The sequence below is a fragment of the Gaiella sp. genome (assembly GCF_039915195.1).
GTDB lineage: Bacteria > Actinomycetota > Thermoleophilia > Gaiellales > Gaiellaceae > Gaiella.
Genome location: NZ_JBDSNT010000081.1, coordinates 17236 through 28665 on the forward strand (window position 1 = coordinate 17236; position 11430 = coordinate 28665).

An 11430-nucleotide genomic window follows, 5' to 3' on the forward strand; every position below is an offset into this window, starting at 1 on the left:
CCGTTTTCAAGGCGCAGCGTCGAAACGAGCCGCGACTACACTGGAGCGATGTCCGTGACCGACCCGACCTGGACGCCGTCGTCCTGGCAGGCCTTTCCTGCGCTCCAGCAGCCCGAGTGGCCGGACGCGGCCGCGCTTGCCGCAGTGCGCGACCGGCTGAGCCTGCTGCCCTCGCTCATCTTCGCCGGAGAGGCGCGCGCGCTCCGCCATCAGCTTGCCGAGGCGGCAGAGGGCCGCGCGTTCCTGCTCCAGGCCGGCGACTGCGCCGAGTCGTTCCACGAGCTCTCGGTGATCGCGGTACGCGAGCGGCTCAAGCTCCTGCTCCAGATGTCAGCCGTGCTCACCTACGGAGCGACGCTGCCGGTCATCAAGGTCGGTCGGATCGCCGGCCAGTTCGCGAAGCCCCGCTCATCGCTGACCGAGACGGTCAACGGCGTTGAGATTCCCTCGTTCCGCGGACACGTGATCCACTCCGAAGAGCCGACGCTCGAGGCGCGCACCCCCGACCCGGAACGCCTCGTGCAGGCCTACTACCAGGCCGTCTCGTCACTGAACCTGCTGCGCGCGTTCACGAAGGGCGGCTTCGCCGACCTGACCCAGGTACACACCTGGAACCAGGAGTTCGTCGCCAGCTCGCTCGAGGGGCGGCGCTACGAGACGATCGCCAACGAGATCGGCCGGGCGCTGCGCTTCATGCAGGCGATCGGGATCGACCTCGGCGACGAGCGATCGATCCACGAGGTCGACGTCTGGACGAGCCACGAAGCACTCCTGCTCGATTACGAGGAGCCGCTCGTGAGGAAGGACTCGACCACCGGGGACTGGTACGCCTGCTCGGGGCATTTCCTGTGGGTCGGCGAGCGCACGCGGCAGCTCGAGGGCGCGCACGTCGAGTTCCTGTCGGGACTTCACAATCCCGTTGGCGCGAAGGTCGGCCCCTCGATGACGCCCGACGAGCTCGTTGCCCTCGCCGAGAAGCTCAACCCCGACCGCGTGCCAGGGCGTCTGAGCCTGATCACCCGTCTCGGCGCGAGCCGCGTCGAAGAGCTTCTGCCACCGCTCCTGCGCGCCGTCGCCGAGGCCGAAATCCCCGTCGTGTGGGTTTGCGACCCGATGCACGCGAACGGGTTCGTCACGGGCTCGGGCCACAAGACGCGGAGGCTCGACGACGTGCTCCGTGAGATCGAAGGGTTCTTCGCTGCTCACCGGCAGGTCGGCACGTGGCCCGGTGGCGTCCATCTCGAGATCACCGGCGAGGACGTCACGGAATGCCTCGGTGGCTCCGAAGCCGTCCTCGAAGAGCAGCTCGACACCCGGTACGAAACGCTCTGCGACCCGCGCCTGAACGCCCGCCAGTCGCTCGACCTGGCGTTCCGCGTCGCCGAGCTGATGCGCGGCTAGTCATGGACGGTCTTCGAGCCATCACCGTCGTTGGGACGGGCCTCATCGGTGCGTCCGCTGCGCTCGCTGCGCGCAAGGCGGGAGCGACCGTGCGCGGCTGGGATCCCGACCCCGATGTTCTGCAGATCGCGGCCGATCGAGGAGCTGTTGATCCCGCTGCGACGCTTGCCGAGGCGGTCATCGGAGCAGACCTCGTCGTCGTCGCCGCCCCCGTCGCTGAGCTCCCGCACGCCGTCCGCGAGGTGCTCGACGTCGCCTCCGCGGACTGCGTCGTCACGGATGTCGGCTCGACGAAGACCGCGGTCTGTGCGGCGGCGCGGGGAGACGCGCGATTCATCGGCGGGCACCCGATCTGCGGTGCCGAGACACGCGGTCCGGACCGCGCGAACGCCGAGCTGTTCCAGGGAGCGACCTGGTTTCTGACGCCGACCGCCGGGACAGGACCCGAGCTTCTGCGCGCGGTGCACGGGTTCGTCACGGCACTCGGTGCGCGACCGATCGCGATCGACGCTGGTGCACACGACCGCCTCGTCGCCGTCACGAGCCATCTGCCGCACGCGCTCGCGAACGTCCTCCTCAACCAGGCCGGCGCCGCGAGGGTCGATGGCCACGATCCGCTCCAGGCAGCGGGCGGCTCGCTGCGCGACATGACGCGCATCGCGGGAGCGAACCCCCGGATCTGGGTCGACATCTTCCTCGACAACCGTGAAGCCGTCGTTGCCGCTCTCGCCGAGCATCGCCGGCGCATCGAGCAGCTCGAGGCCGCGCTCACGGCGGAGGACGGCGGTCAGCTCGCACGGTGGATTGCAGAGGCGGCAGCGAACCGCCGGCGCATGCTGACGACGGCCTATGGCGACCCCGGGGAACTTCAACGCCTGCGGGTGCACCTACCCGACCGTCCCGGCGTGCTCGCCGGAATCTTCCAGGCGCTCGGCGCCGAGCGGATCAACGTTCAGGACTTCGAAATGGAGCATCTCTCGACCGACCGCGGCGGCACGCTCAGCGTCATGGTCGCCGGGGAGGAGGAGGCCGAGCGGGCGTCGATTCTGCTCGAGGAGCAGGGCTATGGGGTCGTCCGCGCCCCTGTGATCGACGCGTGAGAGTTGAACCGCTCAAGCGTCTCGTCGGTCACCTCGCCGTCCCGGGTGACAAGTCGATCTCCCACCGGGCAGTGCTGTTCGGCGCGCTCGGTGACGGAGAGACCCGGGTCACCGGCTTCGGCCGATCCGCAGACACCGAAGCGACGATCGAGGCCGTTCGCGCGCTCGGCGTCACCGTCTACGAGCACGACCACGACACGCTGCGCATCTTCGGGAAGGGACTGCGCGGCCTCGTTTCACCAGGCAGGCCAATCGACTGTGCGAACGCGGGCACGCTGGTTCGTCTGCTGACGGGGATCCTCGCAGGCCAGAACGGGCAGCAGTTCGAGCTCACGGGCGATGCGTCGCTCAGCGCACGTCCCATGAAGCGCGTCACCGAGCCGCTCTCGCGTATGGGGGCGGCGCTCGAGACAGAGGACGGCCACTTACCGCTCGGGATCGACGCTCGGCCGTTGCGCTCGATCACCTACGAGTTGCCGGTCGCGAGTGCCCAGGTGAAGTCGGCGATCCTTCTCGCCGGCCTGTACGCCACGGGTGAGACGACCGTCGTCGAGCCCACGCCGACGCGTGATCACACGGAGCTCATGCTCGAGGCAGCTGGAGTGACGATCACGAGGCGTGAGTCGAGCGTTACCGTGCAGCCGGCGGAGCGCCTCGATCTCGGCGAGATCGAGGTTCCGGGCGACTTCTCCTCGGCGGCGCCGTTCATCATTGCGGCGACGCTTCTTCCCGGCTCCGAGCTGCACATCCACGGCGTCAATCTGAATCCACGCCGCACGGGCCTGCTGACGATTCTCGAGAGGATGGGAGGACGGGTCACGGTGTACAACCGCCGGCGCATCGGCGGCGAGCCTGCCGGAGATCTGGACATCCGTTCCGCGGATCTCGTCGCGACGACCGTGCTCGGCCCCGAGGTGCCGCTCGCGATCGATGAGCTGCCCCTGTTTGCCCTGGCTGCGTCGTGCGCGCACGGCAACAGCCGCTTGCGGGGGGCGGAGGAGCTGCGAGCGAAGGAGTCGGACCGCGTCGAGGCGACCGTCGACGCCCTGCGATCGCTCGGCCAGCACGTGATTGCGACCGAGGACGGCTTCAGGATTCGCGGTGTCCCCACCCGCCCCCGTGGCGGCAGGATCGAGAGCCGCGGCGATCACCGGATCGCGATGCTCGGGGCGATCGCCGCGCTCGCCTCGGCCGACGGCGTCGAGATCGATGACGCGGAGTGTGTGGCAGTAAGCTTCCCGGGCTTCTTCGAGCTCCTCGCACAACTCAAGGAAACGTCGGAAAGGCAGGAGGCGTGATAGTCCCCATCTATCATTTCTACCTCGGGCAGAAATGATCGTTGCAATCGACGGGCCTGCAGGGGCCGGCAAGAGTTCGGTCGCACGTGCACTCTCGGCACGGCTCAGATTCCGCTATCTGGACACCGGTGCGATGTACCGGGCGCTGACCTGGCTCGCGCTCCGGCAGGGCATCGCCCTCGACGACGTGACCTCGCTCGAGGAGCTCGCACGGGAGAATCCGATCGAGTTCGACGAAGGGGAGGGCGTGACGATTGCAGGACACGACGTGACGGCAAGGATCAGGGAGCCGGTGATCGACTCCTCCGTCCCGATCGTCGCCCGCCATCCAGAGGTGCGCGAGGTGATGCGCGAGCGCCAGCGCGCCCTCGGCGAGCAGGGCGACTCCGTGATCGAGGGGCGCGACATCGGCGTCGTCGTCGCTCCGCACGCAGAGCTCAAGATCTGGCTCGTCGCCGACCCGCGCGTGCGCGCCGAACGACGCCACGCCGAGCGAGACGGGATCACGGTCGACATGACGGCCGACGACATGCGCCGTCGCGACGAACGCGACGCGGGCAACACGCATCGAGCCGAGGACGCGATCGAGGTCGACACGACGTCGCTCAGCCTCGAGCAGGTCATCGATCGGATCGAAAGGCTCGTCCGGGAGCGCGTGGCGTGAGCACGACCGCCGACAAGGTCTGGGCCGTCGGCCGTCCGACGATCGGCACGGCCGTGACGTTGGCCGGACGCCTGAAGGTCTACGGCAAGGAGCGCGTGCCGATGACGGGTGGGCTCGTGATCGCGTGCAACCACTTTCACTGGGTCGACCCGCCGGCCCTTGGTGCGGCTTGCCCGCGCACGATCTACTACATGGCCAAGGTCGAGGCACATCGCGTGCCAGGACTCGGAGCGCTCATCCGCGCCTTCGGAACGTTCCCGGTTCGCCGCGGCGAGTCCGATCGCGATGCCGTCCGGACGATGCGAGGGATCGTGCGGGACGGATATGCCCTGGGGCTCTTCGCCGAAGGGACGCGCCAGACGAGCGGTGTGCCCGGCGACCTCCAGCCCGGGGCCGCGATGGTCGCGCTCCAGGAGCACGTGCCGGTGATTCCCGTCGCGATCCACGGCACCCAGACCTGGAAACCCGGGAACTTCCATCCGATCTCGCTCGCCTGGGGTGAGCCTGTTCGGTTTGAGGGCCTCCCGAGAGGTGGCAAGGGCTACAAGGAGGCGTCGACCGTGCTCCAGACGAAGATCCTCGGGCTCTTCGACTTCCTCGTCGAAATGCACGCTCTCGGCCGACCCGAAGCGGTGCCACCGGCATGAGCGGCATCGACCCGGGCGACATAGAGCTGGCCGAGGAGGTAGAGGCACCGCGGGAGATCTCCGGGACGGTCGCGATCGTCGGCTTTCCGAACGTGGGCAAGTCGACGCTGATCAACCGGCTCACGCAGACCCGTGCGGCTGTCGTCCATGAGACCCCCGGCGTCACACGCGACCGGAAGGAGCTCCTGTGCGAGTGGACGGGTACGTGGTTCCGACTGATCGACACGGGCGGCGTCGACGAGGCCGACGGCGGGCCGTTCGGAAACAAGATCGCCGAGCAGGCGCTCGCGGCCATCGATGAGGCCGACCTGGTGCTCTTCGTTGTCGACGCTCGCGCAGGGATCACGCCAGGCGACGAGGAGCTCGCGGTGATCCTGCGCAAGAAAAAGCGCCCCGTGATCGTGCTCGCGAACAAGATCGACGACCCGAGCCGCGACAGCGAGTCCGCGGTGTTCCACCGCCTCGGGCTTGGTGAACCCTGGCCCCTCTCGGGCCTCCACGGCCATGGCACAGGTGACCTGCTCGACGAGATAGTGGGGCGACTCCCCGGCACGAGCGAGGTAGCAATCGGCTCCGAGGCGATCAGGGTCGCGATCCTCGGGCGCCCGAACGTTGGCAAGTCGTCTCTCCTGAACCGGCTCGTCGGGCGCGAACGGGTGATCGTCTCGGAGGTTCCCGGAACGACGCGCGATGCCATCGACACGGTGCTGCAGCGCGGCGAAACGACATTCGTTCTCGTCGACACAGCCGGCCTTCGCAGGCGCCGCAAGCAGCGACAGGGCATCGAGTACTACTCGGAGCTGCGTGCGCTTCAGGCGGCCGAGCGTGCCGATGTCGCACTCGTCCTGTTCGACGCATCGGAGGGCATCGTCGAGCAGGACCTCGCCGTCGCCGATATCGCGCGCAAAGCCGGCTGCTCCACGCTCGCGGTGCTGTCGAAGTGGGACATCACCGATCTCGAGATCGTCGAGGCGCAGGGCCACCTCGGCCGTCGGCTTCGCCAACGCCCTCCCGTGATCGCCGTCTCGGCGAAGTCGGGGCGCGGTGTTGGGCGCCTGCTCGACAAGGTCGAGGAGCTGTTCGCGAAGCACAACGGGAGGATCACGACCGGTGAGCTGAACCGGGCCCTCGGTGAGCTGAAGGAGGCGCGTCCAGGCCCGCAGGGCGAGCGGGGAAGACGGTTGAAGCTGATGTACGGCACCCAGGTCAGCACGCGCCCGCCGCGCTTCAGGATCTTCGTCAACGCTCCGAGCCTCGTCACACGCGACTACGGCTACTGGGTCGAGAACGAGTTGCGCAAGCGCTTCGACCTCGAGGGTGTCCCGGTCTCGATCGACTTCGTGAAGAGCGAGTAGCCGTGCGCGTCACGGTGATCGGCGGCGGCTCCTGGGGGACGGCGTTCTCTGTGGTGCTTCGCGACCGTGGGCACGAGGTGACGCTCGCGTGCCGCGATCCCGAGCACGCGGCTGCGATCGTCGAATCGCGCTGCAACCCGCGCTACTTCCCTCATATCGATCTGACTGGCATCGCCGCGACCACGATCGAGGAGGCCCCGATCACCACCGCGAACCTTGCAGTCGTCGCAGTCCCGAGCGCAGCGTTCGGCGCGACCGTCGCGATGCTGCCGGGCCGGTGCCCGATTCTCAGTCTCACGAAGGGCCTCGACCCGGTCACGGGTAAACGCCTGTCAACGCTGGTCACCGACCGTCCTGTCGTGGTGCTCTCGGGCCCGAATATCGCGGAGGAGATTACGCGCGGTCTCCCGGCGGCCGCCGTGATCGCGGGAGTTGATCACGCACTCGCGGTTCAGATCCAGCTCGCCATCACGTCGCCGACGTTCAGGGTCTACGTGAATGACGATGTCGTGGGGGTCGAGCTCTGCGCAGCGGCGAAGAACGTGATCGCGCTCGCCGCGGGGGGTGCGGACGGGCTCGGCCTCGGTGACAACGCGAAGGCCGCGCTCGTGGCCCGCGGCCTCGCCGAGATGAGTCGTTTCGCCGAGGAGTCGGGCGCGAGACCCGAGACGTTCGCAGGCCTCGCTGGCATGGGAGATCTGATCGTCACGTGCTGGTCGAAGTCCGGGCGCAATCGTCGCGCGGGCGAGCTGATCGCCCAGGGCGCGACGCCGGACGAGGCGCGGGCGCAGATCGGCATGGTTGTCGAGGGCCTGACGACGGCGCCCGTCCTCCGGGATCTGTCGCGCAGTCTCGAGATCGAGATGCCGATCACCGAGGGGGTCTGCTCGGTTCTCGATGGCGTGCCGCTGAGCGAGCTCGTGGCGTCGCTGATGCAACGCGATCCGACTTCGGAGTGATCGCCCGCCTGGGGTCGCCGGTTGGCTAGGCTTGTCGCGATGAGTTCCCGCTCGTTCAGCTTCAGTTCGGAATCGGTCACGGAGGGACACCCGGACAAGATTGCCGACCAGATCTCCGACGCCGTTCTCGACGCTGTTCTCACCGATGATCCCCAGGGGCGTGTTGCCTGCGAGACGCTCATCACGACGGGTCTCGTGGTGGTTGCCGGCGAGATCACGACGAAGACGTACGTCGATATTCCGCGCCTCGTGCGCAAGACGGTCGCGGAGATCGGGTACACCCGGGCCAAGTACGGCTTCGACGCCGAGACGTGCGGTGTGATCGTTGCGCTCGACGAGCAGTCGCCCGACATCGCGCAGGGCGTCGACGAGTCGTTCGAGGTACAGCACGGCGATCTCGATCCGATCGACCAGATCGGCGCGGGCGACCAGGGAATGATGTTCGGGTATGCGTCGAACGAGACCGAGGAGCTGATGCCGCTTCCCATTCAGCTCGCGCATCGCATCACCCAACGGCTCGCGGAGGTGCGCAAGGCGGATGTCCTCCCGTACCTGCGGCCCGATGGCAAGGCGCAGGTGACGATTCGCTACGAGGTCGACGAGCATGGACACCAGCGTCCCGTCGAGATCGAGCGGGTTCTCGTTTCGACTCAGCACCGCGACGGCCTCGACGCCGAGACGCTGATCAAGCCGGATCTGATCGACCACGTTCTCCGACCGATCCTTCCGCACGATCTCTACGACGAGAAGCGCTTCGCGGATCGTGACTTCGTCTACGTCAATCCGACCGGGAAATTCGTCATCGGCGGGCCAATGGGGGACACCGGGCTGACGGGACGCAAGATCATCGTCGACACCTACGGCGGCGCAGCACCACACGGGGGAGGAGCCTTCTCGGGCAAGGATCCCACGAAGGTCGATCGCTCGGCCGCCTACGCGGCCCGTCACGTTGCCAAGAACGTCGTCGCCGCCGGGCTCGCCGACCGCTGTCAGATCCAGGTTGCGTACGCGATCGGTGTCGCGCACCCGCTCAGCGTCCTGATCGACTGTTTCGGCACGAACATCGTCTCGCAGGAGACGATCGAGACCCTCGTCGCGGAGCATTTCGACCTCCGGCCAGGGGCAATCATCCGTGATCTCGATCTCCGTCGGCCGATCTACCGCAAGACGGCCTCATACGGGCACTTCGGGCGCGAGGATGCGGGCTTCACCTGGGAGAGCACGGACAGGGCGGAGTCGCTCCGTGCTGCTGCGGGTCTCGCCAAGCTCGCGACCGCCTAGATTGCCGTACCGAGCCGGTCCGCATCCTGTCGAGATCGGCTCGTGCGGCTCGCTCGCGAGGCGCGTCGGAGGGTCGCCTACGCGACTGGTCGGACGTACAGGCCCTGCGCAAACTTCTCGACGATCGGCCTCGTAGCACCGCCGATCTCGACGAGGAGCGGACCCTGCGGCTCCGAGCGTTGACGCACGACCGTCACGCCGGGAGCGAAACCGTTGTCGTAGAACCAGGACAGCAGTTCACCGTCGTGCTCGGCGAGTCGTACGATCTCGGCTTCGCTCCCGGTCGAGAGCTCCGCGAGCGACACGAGCTCGGCGTTCTCGGCCTGTTCGAAGTCGGTCTCGATCGGCCAGCCGTGGGGGCAGCGGTCCGGATAGCCGAGGCGCTCGTTGATTCGCTCGACCATGTCCTCCGAGAACGTGTCGCCCAGCTCGTCGGCATGAACGTGTGACTCGGCCGCCGTGTACCCCATGAAGTCGGTGAGGAAGCGCTCGATCAGGCGGTGCTTGCGCACGACTCTCTCCGCCCGCTCGATGCCGGTCGGCGTCAAGATCGCCTCCTTCTGCTCACCGCGTTCGACGAGCCCCTCGGCCTCGAGGCGCTTCAGCATCTCCCCGGCAGACGCGCGCGACACGCCGAGCATCTCGGCGACGCGCGATGCGATCGCGTTCGACGCGGTGGCCGGACGATACTCGCCGATCGGGAACGCGAGAAAGTAGATCGTCTCGAGATACTCATCGACGGAATGCCCGTGCCCGTGTGCCATGAGGTCACTCTAATTGACGCTGCCACTCTCCCGTCGGCGGTCGGCGGAGACGAGGTACAACACCGGTGCCGAGACGACGATGAGCATCAAGGCTGGCACCGAAGCCCGCGAGTAGGCGCCGATCTGGGTCAGTTTCCAGATCTCCGTGGGCAGCGTCTCGAAGCCGATCGGTCGCAGGAGCAGCGTTGCCGGCAACTCCTTCATCGCCGCGAGGAAGACGAGAGCGCCGCCCGCGAGCATGCCGGACCGCGCGAGGGGAGCGGTGACGGTCGCGAGCGTCGCGAGCGGACCACGGCCCAGGCCGCGGGCCGCTTCCTCGATGCGCGGGCTCACGCGTCCGATCGCCGACTCGACCCCCGAGAGTGCGAGCGGGAAGAACCGGACGACGTACGCGAACACGAGCAACGCGAGCGTCTGGTAGAGGGGTGAGGCGTACCGTGCTGCGAAGAAGACGAGGGAGAGCGCGATCACGATCCCGGGCAGTGCGTTGCCCGCAAACGACAGCCGCTCGAGCAGGCGGGAGCGGCGTGACGGGTACCGGAGCGCCAGGATCGCGACGGGCACCGCTGCGAGGACGGCGACGACAGCGGCGAGGCTTGAGGCACCAAGGGACGAGAGCGCCTCGCTCCATGGGATCACGACTCCACGGTCGTTGATGATCGCTCGCTGGAGCCAGTAGCCGAGGACGAAGGCTGGCAGCGCGAGAAATGCCGTCACGACGAGACCGCACCAGGCAAGCGCCGGCACGCGCCAGCGGCCGAGCGGCACGGGCTTCGCCCTACGGGCCGCCCCCGGATTGCTCCTGTAGTGGCGGCCACGCGAGCGAACCCTGGCCTCGAGCGCGAGCGCGAGTGCAGTCAGGCCGACGAGAACGAGGGCGAGAACCGCCGCCGGGGTTCGGTCGAACAGGGAGCGGTACTGAAGGTAGATCGCGCGGGTGAGCGCGTCGTACCGCATCAACGAGACGACGCCGAAATCGGAGAGCGTGTAGAGCGCGACGAGCAACGAGCCGAGCGAGATCGCCGGCCGGACGGACGGCAGCGTGACCCTGAGGATCACGCGCAACCGTGACGCACCGAGGCTTCGTGCTGCTTCCTCCGGGCCTGGGTCGAGGTCACGAAGCGCCGCCTGCGTGAGAAGGAAGACATAGGGGTACGTCGAGAGCGTCAGCGCGGCGAGTGCGCCCCAGTACCCGGTGGGGTCGGGAAGGCGCTCGACGCCGAGAGCCTGCTGGAGCAGCCCCTTCTCCCCGAACAGGCTGAGCAGGCAGAGGGCCGCGACGTAGCTCGGGATCACGAGCGGCAGGGCGGCGGCCGTCGCCCACGTGCGACGCCCCGGGAGATCGGTGCGTACGACCAGCCAGGCGAACGGCACCGCGACGAGGATCGTCGCCGTGACCACGCCGACGACGAGTAGAACCGTGCGGAAGACGAGCCGCAGCGTCTCCGGATCCCAGAGCAGCTCGAGCGAGCGCCCGCCGCCGCTTGCGACCCGGATCACCAGGTACGCGAGCGGGAGGAGGACCAGCAAGACGATGACGCCCGCCGCCAGGACGAGCGGGAGCGGGGGGCGCCGGCCTCCCGCTCCTCGGCTCACGACAGGTAGCCGGTCTCGCGGAGTAGTTCGAGCGTCGAGGAGAGCTCGCTGCCGAACGTGCTCAGGTCGACATCCGGCCCTTCGAGCGCGTCGAGCGGGGGCAGGCCCTGCTTCGCGGGGATGCCGGAGACGAGCGGGTACTCGGCTTCCTCGGCGGACTCCGTGTAGAACCGCTGCCCCTCATCGGAGAGGAGGTAGTCGATGAACTCCTCGGCGCCTTCCTTGTTGGCAGCGGTCGCGAGCGCCCCGGCGCCGGCGACGCTGACGAGCGCGCCGGGATCGCCCTTCGCGAGGAAGTGGTTCGCGATCGGGGCACCAGGCTGCTCCTCCTTGACGAGGTAGAGGTAGTAATGGTTGACGAGCCC

Annotated in this window: 10 protein-coding genes and 1 pseudogene; 8 read left to right on the forward strand and 3 right to left on the reverse strand. The window is 68.1% G+C overall.

What is annotated here, in order from left to right; translation table 11 throughout:
- The first annotated feature begins 48 nt into the window (after positions 1 to 48).
- The 8 genes from ABIR74_RS08315 to metK are packed head-to-tail and all read left to right on the forward strand — an operon-like array spanning position 49 to position 8705.
- Positions 49 to 1401, forward strand: coding sequence for a 3-deoxy-7-phosphoheptulonate synthase class II (locus ABIR74_RS08315; RefSeq protein WP_348176962.1), 1353 nt, complete (start codon positions 49 to 51; stop codon positions 1399 to 1401).
- A 2-nt stretch (positions 1402 to 1403) separates the two neighbouring features.
- Positions 1404 to 2501 carry a prephenate dehydrogenase/arogenate dehydrogenase family protein gene (locus ABIR74_RS08320; protein ID WP_348176964.1) on the forward strand — a complete coding sequence of 366 codons (1098 nt, stop codon included), beginning with the start codon at positions 1404 to 1406 and terminating at the stop codon, positions 2499 to 2501.
- On the forward strand, positions 2498 to 3799 hold the full coding sequence (gene aroA / locus ABIR74_RS08325; RefSeq protein ID WP_348176966.1) for a 3-phosphoshikimate 1-carboxyvinyltransferase: 1302 nt from the start codon (positions 2498 to 2500) through the stop codon (positions 3797 to 3799). Before ABIR74_RS08320 ends, aroA begins: the two co-directional genes overlap by 4 nt.
- A 34-nt stretch (positions 3800 to 3833) precedes the next feature.
- Positions 3834 to 4463, forward strand: coding sequence for a (d)CMP kinase (cmk, locus tag ABIR74_RS08330; RefSeq protein ID WP_348176968.1), 630 nt, complete (start codon positions 3834 to 3836; stop codon positions 4461 to 4463).
- On the forward strand, positions 4460 to 5110 hold the full coding sequence (locus ABIR74_RS08335; protein ID WP_348176970.1) for a lysophospholipid acyltransferase family protein: 651 nt from the start codon (positions 4460 to 4462) through the stop codon (positions 5108 to 5110). Before cmk ends, ABIR74_RS08335 begins: the two co-directional genes overlap by 4 nt.
- Positions 5107 to 6465 carry a ribosome biogenesis GTPase Der gene (gene der, locus ABIR74_RS08340; protein ID WP_348176973.1) on the forward strand — a complete coding sequence of 453 codons (1359 nt, stop codon included), beginning with the start codon at positions 5107 to 5109 and terminating at the stop codon, positions 6463 to 6465. The genes ABIR74_RS08335 and der overlap by 4 nt, the downstream gene beginning before the upstream one ends.
- Positions 6466 to 6467: 2 nt before the next feature.
- Entirely contained in the window at positions 6468 to 7424 is a 957-nt protein-coding gene (locus ABIR74_RS08345) for an NAD(P)H-dependent glycerol-3-phosphate dehydrogenase (protein WP_348176976.1), read from the forward strand.
- Between the two features lie 39 nt (positions 7425 to 7463).
- Entirely contained in the window at positions 7464 to 8705 is a 1242-nt protein-coding gene (gene metK / locus ABIR74_RS08350) for a methionine adenosyltransferase (RefSeq protein ID WP_348176978.1), read from the forward strand.
- A gap of 77 nt (positions 8706 to 8782) precedes the next feature.
- Here the strand turns inward: metK and ABIR74_RS08355 are convergent, their stop codons facing one another.
- The 3 genes and pseudogenes from ABIR74_RS08355 to ABIR74_RS08365 all read right to left on the reverse strand — a co-directional run.
- Positions 8783 to 9469: a metal-dependent transcriptional regulator gene (locus ABIR74_RS08355; RefSeq protein WP_348176980.1), complete on the reverse strand. Its 687-nt coding sequence runs from the start codon at positions 9467 to 9469 to the stop codon at positions 8783 to 8785.
- A 9-nt stretch (positions 9470 to 9478) separates the two neighbouring features.
- Positions 9479 to 11065: an iron ABC transporter permease gene (locus ABIR74_RS08360; protein WP_348176982.1), complete on the reverse strand. Its 1587-nt coding sequence runs from the start codon at positions 11063 to 11065 to the stop codon at positions 9479 to 9481.
- Positions 11062 to 11430, reverse strand: a pseudogene (locus ABIR74_RS08365) (iron ABC transporter substrate-binding protein); the annotation flags it as partial. The gene ABIR74_RS08360 and the pseudogene ABIR74_RS08365, both read right to left, overlap by 4 nt.